The organism is Nitrobacter winogradskyi (assembly GCF_006539545.1).
In the GTDB taxonomy this organism is placed as follows: Bacteria; Pseudomonadota; Alphaproteobacteria; order Rhizobiales; family Xanthobacteraceae; genus Nitrobacter; species Nitrobacter winogradskyi_A.
In genome coordinates this window covers 56,739-70,232 of sequence record NZ_BJNF01000016.1, presented here as the reverse complement: position 1 = coordinate 70,232, position 13,494 = coordinate 56,739, and the positions used below count along the sequence as shown (strand labels likewise).

At 61.8% G+C, this 13,494-nt stretch carries 12 protein-coding genes and 1 riboswitch; of the genes, 10 read left to right on the top strand and 2 right to left on the bottom strand.

Annotated elements, in window-relative coordinates; genetic code table 11:
* The first annotated feature begins 421 nt into the window (after positions 1-421).
* The 6 genes from NWI01_RS03280 to NWI01_RS03255 all read left to right on the top strand — a co-directional run bounded on the left by NWI01_RS03280 (position 422) and on the right by NWI01_RS03255 (position 5,919).
* Positions 422-1,336: an ABC transporter permease subunit gene (locus tag NWI01_RS03280; RefSeq protein WP_141382515.1), complete on the top strand. Its 915-nt coding sequence runs from the start codon at positions 422-424 to the stop codon at positions 1,334-1,336.
* The gene (locus NWI01_RS03275; RefSeq protein ID WP_375782167.1) at positions 1,308-2,732 is read left to right on the top strand and encodes an ABC transporter permease subunit; all 1,425 of its coding nucleotides are present in this window, start codon (positions 1,308-1,310) and stop codon (positions 2,730-2,732) included. The genes NWI01_RS03280 and NWI01_RS03275 overlap by 29 nt, the downstream gene beginning before the upstream one ends.
* Complete coding sequence (locus NWI01_RS03270) at positions 2,729-3,571, top strand: ABC transporter ATP-binding protein (protein ID WP_141382513.1); 843 nt, start codon at positions 2,729-2,731, stop codon at positions 3,569-3,571. The genes NWI01_RS03275 and NWI01_RS03270 overlap by 4 nt, the downstream gene beginning before the upstream one ends.
* Entirely contained in the window at positions 3,568-4,317 is a 750-nt protein-coding gene (locus NWI01_RS03265) for an ABC transporter ATP-binding protein (protein ID WP_141382512.1), read from the top strand. The genes NWI01_RS03270 and NWI01_RS03265 overlap by 4 nt, the downstream gene beginning before the upstream one ends.
* A complete protein-coding gene (locus NWI01_RS03260; protein WP_141382511.1) occupies positions 4,317-4,688 on the top strand; it encodes a DUF6867 family protein in 372 nt (123 codons plus the stop codon). Before NWI01_RS03265 ends, NWI01_RS03260 begins: the two co-directional genes overlap by 1 nt.
* A 115-nt stretch (positions 4,689-4,803) precedes the next feature.
* The gene (locus NWI01_RS03255) at positions 4,804-5,919 is read left to right on the top strand and encodes a branched-chain amino acid ABC transporter substrate-binding protein (protein ID WP_141382510.1); all 1,116 of its coding nucleotides are present in this window, start codon (positions 4,804-4,806) and stop codon (positions 5,917-5,919) included.
* Positions 5,920-6,141: 222 nt separating this feature from the next.
* Here the strand turns inward: NWI01_RS03255 and NWI01_RS03250 are convergent, their stop codons facing one another.
* A complete protein-coding gene (locus NWI01_RS03250; RefSeq protein ID WP_141382509.1) occupies positions 6,142-6,876 on the bottom strand; it encodes a cytochrome c biogenesis CcdA family protein in 735 nt (244 codons plus the stop codon).
* 150 nt (positions 6,877-7,026) lie between these two features.
* Between NWI01_RS03250 and NWI01_RS03245 the strand changes: the two genes are divergently transcribed.
* Together NWI01_RS03245 and NWI01_RS03240 are read left to right on the top strand one after the other, a co-directional pair.
* Positions 7,027-8,025, top strand: a complete 999-nt coding sequence (locus NWI01_RS03245; RefSeq protein WP_141382508.1) for a P1 family peptidase — start codon at positions 7,027-7,029, stop codon at positions 8,023-8,025.
* 184 nt (positions 8,026-8,209) lie between these two features.
* The gene (locus NWI01_RS03240; protein ID WP_141382507.1) at positions 8,210-8,467 is read left to right on the top strand and encodes a hypothetical protein; all 258 of its coding nucleotides are present in this window, start codon (positions 8,210-8,212) and stop codon (positions 8,465-8,467) included.
* A gap of 131 nt (positions 8,468-8,598) precedes the next feature.
* Here NWI01_RS03240 and NWI01_RS03235 read toward each other — a convergent pair whose 3' ends face one another.
* Positions 8,599-9,801 carry an outer membrane beta-barrel protein gene (locus tag NWI01_RS03235; RefSeq protein WP_141382506.1) on the bottom strand — a complete coding sequence of 401 codons (1,203 nt, stop codon included), beginning with the start codon at positions 9,799-9,801 and terminating at the stop codon, positions 8,599-8,601.
* A gap of 218 nt (positions 9,802-10,019) precedes the next feature.
* On the opposite strand from NWI01_RS03235, the gene rpe reads away from it, so the two are divergent.
* Positions 10,020-10,721, top strand: coding sequence for a ribulose-phosphate 3-epimerase (gene rpe / locus NWI01_RS03230; protein WP_141382505.1), 702 nt, complete (start codon positions 10,020-10,022; stop codon positions 10,719-10,721).
* A gap of 303 nt (positions 10,722-11,024) precedes the next feature.
* Positions 11,025-11,219: riboswitch (cobalamin riboswitch) on the top strand.
* 111 nt (positions 11,220-11,330) lie between these two features.
* A complete protein-coding gene (locus NWI01_RS03225; protein WP_141382504.1) occupies positions 11,331-13,409 on the top strand; it encodes a TonB-dependent receptor plug domain-containing protein in 2,079 nt (692 codons plus the stop codon).
* Positions 13,410-13,494: the final 85 nt, after the last annotated feature.

Sequence of the window (13,494 nt, the reverse complement as noted above, 5' to 3'; positions counted from 1 at the left end):
GGTGATTAACGCCGGGTAAATGCGGGAGCGCAAAGGAAACCCTTTGTTAACCTTAACAAGACCCGCTGGCCTGTGGACAACCAATCCCGCCATCCCCGGTCGCGAATCTCTGAAATGAAAGCTGGAACTAGCAGTCGGCGGCCTCCGGCCCGCCTGCCCGCCGGATAGCGGCCGGAATGCAGGACATTCCCATCGCCGCCCTTGCTATTCTCCACCCGACCAGTGCCGGCAAGACCCGGAGTGGGCAAAACCTGCGAAATGCACAGCCTTTATACGCTGCCGTCGGCCCCGCTGAATGGCTGTGGTTGCCGCACGCGACCGCCACTGTTAGACATTGATTCAAGACGCGCCGGTCGGCTGCCGGAGCCCGTCACCGCGTTTGATACAGGTCGCATTCGAGATACGCAGATTACGGCGGCGCATGGACTATTTTGCCCAGCAACTGATCAACGGCGTCGTGCTCGGCTCGATCTACGGGCTGATCGCGATCGGTTATACGATGGTTTACGGCATCGTCGGCATGATCAATTTCGCTCACGGCGACATCTTCATGATTGGCGGTTTCATCGCGCTGATCACCTTCCTGATCCTGGTGTCGATGGGCCTCTCCGCCGTGCCGCTGATCCTGCTCGTCATGCTCATCGTTTCAATGGCCGTCACCGCCGTTTACGGCTGGGTCGTCGAGCGCATCGCCTACAGGCCGCTGCGCCAGTCGTTTCGACTCGCGCCGCTGCTGTCGGCGATCGGCATGTCGTTCGTGCTCATGAATTTTTCGCAGGTTTCCCAGGGCGCGCAGGTCAAGCCCATTCCGCCGCTCATCACCGGCGGATACACGCTGCACGACTCCGGAAACTTCGCGGTCCAGCTATCCAACGTCCAGATCATGGTGGTGGTCACCACCATCGTGCTGCTCACGATCTTCAGCTACATCGTATCGCGTACGCGCTTCGGCCGCGATATGCGCGCCTGCGAGCAGGATCAGACCATGGCGGCGCTGCTTGGCGTGAACGTCGATCGCACCATCTCGATGACCTTCGTGATCGGGGCATCGCTCGCCGCCGTCGCCGGAATGATGTACCTGCTGTATTATGGCCTGGTCGATTTCTTCATGGGCTTCGTCGCCGGCATCAAGGCATTCACGGCCGCGGTTCTCGGCGGCATAGGCTCGCTGCCCGGCGCGATGCTCGGCGGCCTCGCGATCGGGCTGATCGAGACGTTCTGGTCGGCCTACTTTTCGATCGAGTATAAGGATGTCGCCGCCTTCTCGATCCTGATCGTCGTGCTGATCTTCATGCCGACCGGCCTGCTTGGCCGTCCCGAAGTCGAAAAAGTCTGACGGTCCGGACGTGGCAGCGCCCGCTCTGAACCAACAAACCGCCACGCGCGATCGTAGCGTCGCATCCATCATCAAGAACGCTGTCGTGAGCGCGCTGCTGGCGCTGGTGCTGTTCTCGCTCATGATCGGCATCCGCACCGAAACCGGCCCATCCGGACAGTTGACCTACTGGACCCGGTTCGGCGAACTCGCGGCCGTGGTCGGCGCGGTGTTTGTCGGCAGCATCATCGTCGAAACAATCAAGCGCTGGACTGGCCCCCTCGGCAGCGTCGAACTGCCGGATACCGTGCGCCGTGCATTCTCGGTGCTGGGCCGCGTGCTGATACCCGCGCTCCTGATTTTCGCCCTGCTGGTGCCGGTCATTTTCTACAATCAACGCTACCTGCTCGACCTCGGGATTCTCGTTCTGACCTATGTGATGCTGGGTTGGGGTCTCAACATCGTGGTCGGTCTCGCCGGCCTTCTCGATCTCGGCTACGTGGCGTTCTATGCCGTCGGCGCATACTCCTACGCATTGCTGGCGCAGAGCGGGCTGCCGTTTCCGTATTTCATCGAGACCTACCCCTACGTTGCGATCGACTTCCTGCAACTCGGCTCCTGGGCGTTCTGGGCGCTGCTGCCGGTTTCCGGCGTGCTGGCCGCATTCTGGGGGGTGCTGCTCGGCTTCCCGGTGTTGCGGCTTCGCGGTGACTATCTAGCAATCGTCACGCTGGCGTTCGGGGAAATCATCCGGCTTGTCATCCTCAACTGGCAGGATCTCACCGGCGGGCCGAACGGAGTCAGCGGCATCCCGCGCCCCACGGTGTTCGGCATTCCGCTCACGCCGGGCGAAGACGGCTTCGCGGCGCTGATCGGCGTTCCGTTCTCACCCACGCATCGCCTCGTCTTCCTGTTCTACATCATCCTGGCGCTGGCGCTGTTGACGAACTGGGTCACCATCCGCCTGCGGCGGCTGCCGATCGGCCGCGCCTGGGAAGCGATGCGCGAGGATGAGGTGGCCTGCCGGGCGCTCGGCATCAACATCACCACGACGAAACTCTCGGCCTTCGCGATAGGCGCGATGTTCGGCGGCTTCGCGGGCGCTTTCTTCGCGACCCGGCAAGGCTTCATCAGCCCTGAGTCCTTCACCTTTCAAGAATCGGCGCTGGTGCTCGCCATCGTCGTCCTGGGCGGCATGGGCTCGCAACTCGGCGTGGCGCTCGCCGCGATCGCAATGATCGGTGGATTCGAATTGTTTCGCGGCCTTGACCAGTTTCGCATGCTGGTGTTCGGCGGCGTCATGGTGCTGTTGATGATCTGGCGGCCGCGCGGTCTCGTCAGCCATCGCGCTCCATCCGTCTTTCTCGGCAGACAAACCGCGATCCCATCCTCGATGGTCAAGGAAGGCGACGGATGACTGGCAACCCCACCGCCAACATTCTTGAGGTCGATCATCTTTCGATGCGTTTCGGCGGTATCGTCGCCGTTAAAGATCTGTCGTTCACCGCCAAGCGCGGCGACATCACCGCGCTGATCGGGCCGAACGGCGCCGGCAAGACCACCGTCTTCAACTGCATCACCGGCTTCTACAAGCCGACCACCGGCATGATCCGGATGATCCATGGCGACAGCCGCGAGTTTCTGCTCGAGCGACTGTTCGACTTTCGTATCTCAAAACTCGCCAAGGTCGCGCGCACGTTCCAGAATATCCGCCTGTTCGCCGGCATGACAGCGCTGGAAAACCTTATGGTTGCCCAGCACAATGGATTGATGCGGGCATCCGGCTATACCTTTCTCGGCCTGATCGGCTCGCCGGGCTTCCGCTCCGCCGAACGCAGCGCAATCGATCGTGCGCGCTACTGGCTGGACCGTATCGGTCTGCTCGCGCGCGCCGACGAGGCCGCCGGCAACCTACCGTACGGCGACCAGCGCCGCCTCGAGATTGCCCGCGCGATGTGCTCCAGGCCGGCGCTGCTGTGCCTTGACGAACCGGCTGCCGGCCTTAACGCCCGCGAGGGCGAAGCGCTGAGCGAATTGCTGCGTCTGATCCGCAATGAACATGACACATCGATTCTCCTGATTGAGCACGACATGAGCGTGGTCATGCAAATCTCTGACCGGATCATCGTTCTCGATTATGGCGTCAAGATTTCCGAAGGTACGCCGCAGATGATCCGCGACGATCCGAAAGTAATCGCGGCCTATCTCGGGACGGATGAGAAAACCGCCATCGCGGTGATGGCGGGCGGCGCATGAGCGCCTCTTCCGCCACGCCGCTGCTTGCCATTCGTGGCCTGCGCGCTGCCTATGGCAACGTCGAAGTCCTCAAGAACGTAGATGTCGATGTCGCGCCGGGCGAGATCGTCGCCCTGATCGGCGCCAACGGCGCCGGTAAATCGACCTTGATGATGACCATTTTCGGCCGTCCCCGCGCACGCGCCGGCCAGATCCTGTTCGACGGCTATGACATCAGCGCCCTGCCAACGCACGAAGTGGCGCGGCTGCACATCGCGCAATCCCCCGAGGGCCGGCGCATCTTCCCGCGCATGAGTGTCGCCGAGAACCTGCACATGGGCGCTGATGCCGCCGACGGCAACACCAGCGAAAGCGACCGCAGCGCTGACCTTGACCGCGTCCTGGCCCTATTCCCCCGCCTCAAGGAACGCATGACCCAGCGCGGCGGCACATTGTCCGGTGGCGAACAACAGATGTTGGCAATCGGCCGCGCATTGATGAGCCGTCCGCGCCTCCTGATGCTCGACGAACCGTCGCTCGGGCTCGCGCCGTTGATCACGCGACAGATTTTCGACGTCATCCGCAGGCTCAACCGCGAAGACGGGCTGACGGTACTGATGGTCGAGCAGAACGCCAACCATGCACTCAGGCTCGCCCATCGCGGTTACGTCATGGTCAACGGCCGGATCACGCTCAGCGGCACCGGCGAGGAACTGCTAGAACGACCGGAGGTCCGAGCGGCCTATCTCGAAGGTGGACGGCGCTGATGAGCGAATATTACTCTAATGAATCCCTCATTCAGATCGCGCTCATTACGCTGGTACTCGGTGGCGGCTGCGCCATTCTCACCGGCCGCACCATCGCACTGACCTGGCGCAGCATCTGGACGGCGGCGATCACCATGATTCCCATGGGTCTTGCTGTCCGCTTTGTCCACTTTGTCTTGTTCGATGAGACGCTGCTGGCGCCACGGACGCTCGTCATCGAGATCGCCATCCTGATCGCATTCTCGTGCCTGGCGTTCCAGCGCACCCGCGCGCTGCAGATGGTGCGCCAGTATTACTGGCTCTACGAACCGCGTGGTCCGCTGGGATGGCGTCCGCGCCAAGATGCGTCATCGCCAGCCCCTCAGCCCTGAAAAATGCCCTTGGTTTCGCGGACAAATCAGCGGACAACGCGTCCGGCTCGCTCGGTCCCGGTTCCGTTCCAGACGTCCGATCGGCATCTGACATGATCAGTATGAGGATCACCTTATGAAGAAACTTCACATCATCGGTCTGGCCCTTTGCGCCTCCCTAGCGCTTTCGGCCACGACCTTCGCCCAGGACATCACCGTCGCGGTGGCCGGCCCGATGACGGGCAGCGAGTCCGCTTTCGGCCGCCAGTTGCATAACGGCGCCGAACAGTTCGTCGCCGATGCCAACGATAAGGGCGGCGTGCTCAACAAGAAACTCAAGCTGTTCGTCGGCGATGACGCCTGCGACCCGAAGCAAGCGCGCTCCATCGCTGAAAGAATCTCAAGCCGGGGCATTCCGCTCGTCGCCGGACACTTCTGCTCGTCGTCATCCATTCCAGCTTCCGAAGCCTACGCCGACGGCAATACACTGCAGATCACACCGGCCACGACCAACCCGCTGTTCACGGAACGCAAACTGTGGAACGTGCTGCGCGTCTGCGGCCGCGACGACCAGCAAGGCGTCGTCGCCGCCGAATACATCGTCAAGAATTTCAAAGACAAGAACATCGCCATCCTCAACGACAAGACCACCTACGGCAAGGGTCTCGCCGACGAGACCAAGAAGGCGCTGAACAAGGCCGGATTCCAGGAGAAAATGTTCGAGTCCTATAACAAAGGCGACAAGGACTTTAACTCCATCGTCTCGCGCCTGAAGCGCGACAACATCGATCTGGTGTTCATCGGGGGCTATTATCAGGAGGCCGGACTGATCCTGCGCCAGATGCGCGATCAGGGACTCAAGACCATCCTGATGGCGGGCGATGCGCTGAACGACAAGAAGTTTGCCTCCATCACCGGCCCGCTCGCCGAGGGTACCTTGTTCACCTTCGGCCCGGACCCGCGCAACAAGCCAACCGCCAAGGCGGTCGTCGAGAAATTCAAGGCCAGGGGCATCGATCCGGAAGGTTACACGCTCTACACCTATGCGGCGATGCAGGTGTGGGCGCAGGCCGCCGCGAAAGCGGGCACGACGGATCCGATGAAGGTGATGAAAGCCATCAAGGCGGGCGCGTGGGATACCGTCCTCGGCATGCTGGAATTCGATGCGAAAGGTGACATCAAGCAGATCGACTATGTCATCTACAAGTGGGACGACAAGGGCAATTATGCCGAGATCGACCCTGCCCTCTGAGCCGGTCCACGCCTCTCGGTTTCCGGCGTCTCGCAATATTCCCGCGATCAGAGCGTTTTCGAGCGAAGCATATTCTCGGGCTTGGTTCGAGGATGGGCACCGGCTCGCGAGAAGAAAGCGCGTCAAATCAAAATCATAAAGCCTCGCTTCTGATTTCCATCAGAAGCGAAAGGACTCCAGTGGGAATGACCGTGCACCGGTCTGAGAACAAACCGCAACGCCTCATCCGAAGTTCTGCAACGCCGGAAAGGTCTCCAGCAGCCAGATGCTGACGTTGGAGATCGTTCCGGTGAGGAAGGCTATCCCGGTCAGCACCATCAGCACGCCGATTCCGCGCTCTATTGTGGTGAGGTGACGTTTCAGCCGGTTGAACAGCGAGGAAAACCTTTCAATCATGAGCGCCGCCAGCAGAAACGGAATGCCGAGCCCGGCTGAATATACCGCAAGCAAACCGGCTCCCTTTACGACGGTGTCCTCCGCCGCCGCCACCGACAGGATCGCCGCCAGGATCGGCCCGATGCACGGCGTCCACCCGAACGCGAAAGCGAGCCCCATCACATAGGCGCCCCATAACCCGACCGGCTTCGGGGCCGTGAGCCGTCCTTCGCGCATCAAGAAGCCGATTCGCGTCAGCCCGAGAAAGTGCAGGCCCATGATGATAATGACGATGCCGGCGACGATCGACAACTGCGCCGACCAGGCCCGGATAAAGCTGCCGACGAAGCTCGCGCTGGCGCCGAGCGCGACGAAAACCGTGGAAAAGCCGAACACAAACATCAAGGCGGCGAGCATCACGGCCCGCTTCGGGGTCTTGGCCGTCTCGTCGTGAGAAACGTGTTCGATGGTGGCGCCTGTGAGATAGATCAGGTAGGGCGGCACCAGCGGAAGGACGCAGGGCGACAGGAAACTGACAAGGCCCGCGACCATGGCGGCGGGAACGGAGACGTCGTGAATCATGCGGCTACTTGCCCTGCCATCGCCCGGTGATGCAAGGGCCTCGGTTCCTTCCGCGACATTTGTGATCAGACGTGATCGATTGACCCGCCCTCGCGACTGCCGTCATCTGAGAGCAGCCGTTTTCCACCCGCCCGCGAACGAGACTGAACCATGAAGAACCTCCTCACCGACATTTCCGGGGTCCGGGTCGGCCATGCCGACGACGCACGGCTGGCGTCAGGCGTGACAGCGGTGCTTTTCGACACCCCCGTGGTGGCCGCGATGGACGTGCGCGGCGGCGGGCCGGGCACCCGCGACAGCGCCCTGCTCGATCCGGTCAACACGGTGGAGCGGATCGACGCCCTCACGCTGTCAGGCGGCTCAGCTTTCGGGATCGAGTCAGGCGGCGGCGTTCAGGCCTGGCTCGCCGAACAGGGGCGCGGCTTTGTGATCGGCGACGCGACCGTCCCCATTGTGCCCGGCGCGGTGGTGTTCGATCTCCTGAACGGCGGCGACAAAAAATGGGGTCGTTTCGCGCCTTATCGCGATCTTGGCTACGCCGCCGCAGCAGCAGCGGGAGACGATTTCGCGCTCGGCAGCACCGGCGCCGGACTCGGCGCGACCACCGCCAATCTGAAAGGCGGCATCGGCTCCGCTTCGGCGGCCACGCCCGGCGGCGTGAAAGTGGCGGCACTCGCCGTGGTGAACGCGGTCGGCAGCGTCACCGTCGGAGACGGCCCCTGGTTCTGGGCAGCGCCATTTGAATCGGGCGACGAATACGGCGGACGCGGGTTGCCGCCGTCGTTCACGCCGGAGATGCTGGCGATGCGATTGAAGGGCGGCGCGACAGCGAATGCCGGTGAGAACACCACGCTCGCCATCGTCGTCACCGATGCAGCGCTCACCAAGCCGCAGGCCAGGCGGCTCGCGATGATGGCGCAAACCGGTTTCGCGCGCGCGATCTATCCGGTTCACGCTCCGCTGGACGGCGATATCGTGTTCGCTGCCGCTACCGGAGCCAAACCCATCGATCCGTTCGTCGAATTGACCGAACTCGGAATGATCGCAGCCAATACGGTGGCTCGCGCGATCGCGCGTGGCGTCTATGAAGCAACAGCACTTCCGTTTCCGGATGCATTGCCGGCATGGAAGGACCGGTTTGCGCCATGACTACTACCGAGGGCGCATAGGTTTTTCTCCTAAGCAGAGCGGTATGTAATTAAAGTATAATTGGTGTATTTACGTGGATTATCCGGGGTATTTAAGGTTAGTTTACAGTACAACTTGAAGTAGCAGTTTGACCGGCGGATGCTCTCTCGTGCGCAGTGTCGCGCATCTAACAAGGAGAACCGTCATGAAGAAAATTCTCGTTCTCGCCGCAGTCGTCAGCGCGTTCATGAGCGCGCCGGCTTTCGCCAACAAGGGCCAGGGCATCGGTATCGGAGCGAACGTGCTGACCGGCCGCGGCGGCGTGGTGGGGCTGCTCAACGGACGTAGCGCGCTCGTGGTCAACACCGCGGTCACCACGGGCAAAAACGGCGTGCTGGGCGCGGTGCTCGGCCGCAGCCTTTCTTCGGGCGGACTGCTCGGCGGCGGATGCGGCTGCCACTAGCTATAGCGTTTTCGAGCGAAGCATGCCCTCGGGCTTGGCCCGAGGATGGACACCGGTTCGCGTGAAGAAAACGCGTCAAACCAAAATCTAGAAATCCGTTTCTGATTCAACCGGAAACGAAATTGCTCTAGCTAGGTTGGTGGAAGGCGGACGGGGCATCCCCGTCCGCACGCCGCTGGTCCGGCGGCCGCGCCTTTGTTCGGCTCCGGCGGGGCCGCGGAGAAGCGCTTCGTGATCGAGGACATCACGACGAGCCCGTTCAACTGATCACCCGAGATCAGCAAGCCCCTTGCATAGGCGACATCGACGCTAACGCTCAGGTCATGGTCAAAGTCGCGGATCGCGCCGACGCCGCAAGTGAGAGTCTGCGCACGGAAGGGCGAATCCAGATACTCGGAAATCGAATAGCCCACTGAGGCCGCCAGTGTCACCTTCGGATCCCAATTCCACGAAACCCTCGCTGAATATGCCGTGTCGATGGTGATCGGCGAAATGGGAAACGTGGTTTCACTCGCGCGCCGCCATGCCGTCAGATCAATTCCGAAAGGCGCGGCGCGCCAGCTTAAACTCGCATCGAACAGAATTCGATCGACATTGGTGAAATCGGGATCGTGCCACGTCCCGTACAACCGTGAAACGGAGCCAAAGGCAGTCACGGCACCGCCACCATATTTGGCGAACAGAAACGGCTGCACCCTTTCATTGTCGCGACGATAGCCGAACACATCGAACTCTTGCAGGTAGCGCCGCGCCGACAGGTTCACGGACGCGCCGATTTCGAACTCTCCGCTGACGAGACTCACGCCGGGGATCAGCGTGCCCCGCAGATGTTGCTGCGGGTCGGGGAGAAAATCCTGAAAGATCGCGTTGGCCTGATTCAGGCTGGTCCGGCCTCCCTCCGCGGTGGCGAACAGCTTGATCGGCCCCCGCCTGGATTCAGCCCTCACCGATTGGATCAGTTCGGACGAGCGCAAAGTGTAGCTGCTGACGTCGGCAATGGTCGACGTGGAGTCCAGTCTCAGATCGTCATCACCGATCGAGCCGCGCAGGATCACCTTGCCGCCGCGCGTGGGCGTTATTTGCGGCTGCGCATAATGCATTGCGGTCGCTTCCGCCGCGACGCCCAGAGTGTAGCCATCGGCCTTCATGCCCGCGGCCAGCGCCGTGTCCGCGGCGACGAACAGGCTGCCGCCGCTCTGACCGATTGCCAGCAGCGGATTGGTGTCGAATCCGCCGCGCAGCCGGAACGAAGCGGTGAAGTCGCTTTCGGCGCAGGCGTGGGAGCCGACAAGGCCGAGGCAGCAGGCGATCAGAAATACTTTCGGTATATACATACAGCCCCGTATTACTTCGAAACAAGGACCGAATACTTGGGGTGCATGGTTATCGGATCATGAAAATCGACGCCTACCGCGCAATGATGCGGATGCGGCGAACCCAAGATTACCGCTCATAAAGACGACCGCCGAAAAGACGACCGCGCATTGCCCCCGGGCGCGGCCCATGTTACGCGGGGCTCTCCCAAGCTCCGCTGAAATTTCCGGAAAACTTCATGTCCCAGACTTTTGCGCCGCGTCCTCTCGTCATCGCACCGTCGATCCTGGCCTCGGACTTCTCGAAGCTTGGCGAGGAGGTTCGCGCCGTCGATCAGGGGGGGGCCGAGTGGATCCACCTCGACGTGATGGACGGCCATTTCGTGCCGAACATCTCCTACGGACCCGATGTCATCAAGGCGATGCGTCCGCACACCAAGAAGATCTTCGATGCCCATCTGATGATCTCGCCGTGCGATCCGTACCTCGAAGCCTTCGCCAAGGCAGGTTGCGACCACATCACGGTTCACGTCGAAGCGGGACCGCACCTGCATCGCTCGTTGCAGGCCATTCGCAACCTCGGCAAGAAGGCGGGGGTCACGCTCAATCCCGGAACGCCCTTGTCCACCGTCGAATACGTGCTCGACATGGTTGACCTGGTGCTGGTGATGTCGGTCAATCCCGGTTTCGGCGGCCAGAAGTTCATCTCCTCGGCGGTCGACAAGATTCGGGATTTGCGCGCGATGATCGGGGGACGGCCGATCGACATCGAGGTCGACGGCGGGGTCGGACCCGACGTCGCCGGTGATCTGGCCGCCGCCGGCGCCAATGCCTTCGTGGCGGGCTCCGCGGTGTTCAAGGGCGGCACGATGGAATCCTACAAGGCCAACATGGACGCGATCCGCAATGCCGCCGCGGCCGCGCGCGGCGAAATAGTCTGACGCAAACGCGGGCGCCGACTGCTTGCAGTTCTGTCAGGCCGCACGCGTTTTCTTCACGCGAACCGGTGTCCATCCTCGGGCCAAACCCGAGGACATGCTTCGCTCGAAAACGCTCTTGAGCCTTTCCGCTTCTGATGGAATCAGAAGCGGGCTCCATGATTTGTTTTGTCGCGTTTTCTTCACGCGAACCGGTGTCCACTTCGCTCGAAAACGCTCCAGTTGCTCCTGCTGCGGATATGCAACGCCACGGGGAAAAGCCGGAACTCGCTCGCCTCGTCGATTGACATCGACTTTGTTCCCCCCCAAACAAATCGGCGACGGTTCTCCCTCGGGAGATCAAAAGGGAACGTGGTGCGGACATCCCCAACGCCACGGCTGCCCCCGCAACTGTAAGCGGCGAATCTGCGTCACACGCCACTGGGACATCTCGGCCCCCGGGAAGGCGACGTCAGGTAACGACCCGCGAGCCAGGAGACCTGCCGTCAACCCGTGGTCACACGCGAAGATGTCAGTCGGGGACTACAGACATCCGCTTCATCGGCGCCGGCGCAGGCTCCCGTGAAACCTCGTTCGCTGTGACGTGCCACTGACGTCCTGCCGAGGTTTTTCATGTCCGTCGCCTTCGTGTCCGGGGCTTATCGCAGAAGCCTGCTTGCCTCCGCCCTCCTCGCCTCGCTAGGCTCGATCGGCCTGATGACGCCTTCGGCCGCGCAGCAATCCGCCTCTCCCAACCTGTTGCCTCCGATCCGGATCGCGCCACCCCCTGATCGAGCGATAGCACCCGCACACCGCACGACTTCGCGATCACGCCGTGTCGCCCGCCCCGCCCCCCGGCAAGCTCCTGTCGCTGATACTCGTGTTCCGGGCACGATGGGTTCCACCGTGGTCAGCCCCACGGGAGTGGTGACGCCCGCGGGCCAGCTGGCCAGTTCCATCACCATCGTCACCGAGCAGGATATCCAGACCCAGCAACACCGCAGCGTTCCGGATATCCTCAGGACGGCTCCCGGCCTCAATGTGGTGCAAGCCGGCGGACCTGGCGCCCAGACCTCGATCTTCATGCGAGGCACCAACGCCAACCACACCAAGGTGATGCTCGACGGAATCGACATCGGCGATCCCGCCAACTCGAATGGCGCGTTCGACTACGCGCACCTTCTCACGGCGGACATCCAGCAGATGGAAATCCTCCGGGGTCCACAGAGCGGACTTTACGGCTCCGACGCGATCGGCGGCGTCATCTCCATCATCACGAAAAAGGGCGAAGGTCCGGCGCGGGTCACCGGCTCACTCGAGTCCGGCTCGTTCAAAACCTTCAACCAGACGCTCGGACTGAGCGGCGCCGAACGAAACTTCAACTACGCGGTCAACGTCGCCCATCTCCATGCCGGAGACGTTCCTGTCACGCCGCCGGAGCTTCTCCCGCCGGGACGGCAGGCGATCGGCAACAACTATGACAACATGACCTATTCGACCAAGCTCGGCGTCGATCTCAATGAGTATCTGACCGTCAATTCGGTGGTCCGCTATACCGACTCGACGCTGCTGTTCACGGGCGACGGCGGATTTCCAAGCACTCCCAACGCCAGCCAGAGCACGCACGCGGTCCAGCAACTCTTCAACCGTCAGGAGGCCGTATGGTCACTATTCGACGGGCGCGTCCAGAGCTTCTTCGGTCTCAATTTCACGAACAGCAGAGCCTATGACGTGGGTCCGGGCGACCCGGCCGCGACGGTCACCACGGGCGAGCGCCTCAAGTTCGACTGGCGCACCGTGACCGAGATTACGCGTGACAATCATCTGATCATCGGCGCCGAGCATCAGACCGATCGCATGGATACCGCCGATTTTGCCGCCAGGAACGGCAACAAGGCAGGTTTCGTTCAATTGCAATCGGCTTTCGCCGACCGCTTTTTCCTCGTGGCCAATGTCCGCCAGGATTCCAACGACCTGTTCGGCGGCCGCATGACTTACCGGATCGCGCCGGCGGTCATTGTTCCCGTCACCGAAACCAAGCTGAAAGCGAGCTACGGCACGGGCTTCAAGGCGCCCTCGCTGAGCCAGTTGTTCCGGGATTATCCGACCTTCAATTTCTTCGCCAATCCCAACCTGCAACCCGAAGACAGCCGTGGCTACGACGCCGGTTTCGAGCAGCCTTTGTTCAACGATCGCGTGCGTTTCGGCTCGACCTACTTCCGAAACGACATCACCAACCTGATCGACTACAATGCCACGTTCACCTCACTGGTGAACGTGAACAGCGCGACGACCGAAGGCACCGAGACTTTCGTCGCGGCGCAGATCACCGAACGTTTCGGAATCCGCGCGGATTACACCTTCATCCGCGCCGTCAATGCCGCCACCGGCATGCAACTGCTGCGCCGACCCAAGGAGAAATGGAGCGCAACCGCGACCTGGCTTCCGCTCGATGCGTTGACGTTGTCGGCAACTTTGGTCCGCGTCAACGACTGGCTCGATGTCACCCGCGACGGGATGGCATCCGGAATCACCGCGCCCGGCTATACGCTGGTGAATTTGCGCGGCGATTACGCACTCAATGATCAGGTCAAGGTATTCGGGCGGATCGATAATCTCCTGGACTTCCGCTACCAGAATCCGACCGGATTCCTCGCGCCGGGCCTCGCGGTTTTCGGCGGCATCCGGGTGGCCAGTTACGGGGTGCGATAGCTTTCGATTGCCGTTTGGCCGGAGAGAGGCGATTTCCTGAAGCAGGATGAAATCTGATTGGAATCGTCTTGCCCGGCTTTATGCC

Excerpts from the sequence above, each read along its gene's own strand:
- NWI01_RS03245 (WP_141382508.1), top strand. The coding sequence starts at position 7,027 with ATGAAGAACCTCCTCACCGACATTTCCGGGGTCCGGGTCGGCCATGCC.
- rpe (WP_141382505.1), top strand. The coding sequence starts at position 10,020 with ATGTCCCAGACTTTTGCGCCGCGTCCTCTCGTCATCGCACCGTCGATC.
- NWI01_RS03235 (WP_141382506.1), bottom strand. The coding sequence starts at position 9,801 with ATGTATATACCGAAAGTATTTCTGATCGCCTGCTGCCTCGGCCTTGTC.
- NWI01_RS03265 (WP_141382512.1), top strand. The coding sequence starts at position 3,568 with ATGAGCGCCTCTTCCGCCACGCCGCTGCTTGCCATTCGTGGCCTGCGC.
- NWI01_RS03225 (WP_141382504.1), top strand. The coding sequence starts at position 11,331 with ATGTCCGTCGCCTTCGTGTCCGGGGCTTATCGCAGAAGCCTGCTTGCC.
- NWI01_RS03255 (WP_141382510.1), top strand. The coding sequence starts at position 4,804 with ATGAAGAAACTTCACATCATCGGTCTGGCCCTTTGCGCCTCCCTAGCG.
- NWI01_RS03270 (WP_141382513.1), top strand. The coding sequence starts at position 2,729 with ATGACTGGCAACCCCACCGCCAACATTCTTGAGGTCGATCATCTTTCG.
- NWI01_RS03250 (WP_141382509.1), bottom strand. The coding sequence starts at position 6,876 with ATGATTCACGACGTCTCCGTTCCCGCCGCCATGGTCGCGGGCCTTGTC.
- NWI01_RS03240 (WP_141382507.1), top strand. The coding sequence starts at position 8,210 with ATGAAGAAAATTCTCGTTCTCGCCGCAGTCGTCAGCGCGTTCATGAGC.
- NWI01_RS03260 (WP_141382511.1), top strand. The coding sequence starts at position 4,317 with ATGAGCGAATATTACTCTAATGAATCCCTCATTCAGATCGCGCTCATT.
- NWI01_RS03280 (WP_141382515.1), top strand. The coding sequence starts at position 422 with ATGGACTATTTTGCCCAGCAACTGATCAACGGCGTCGTGCTCGGCTCG.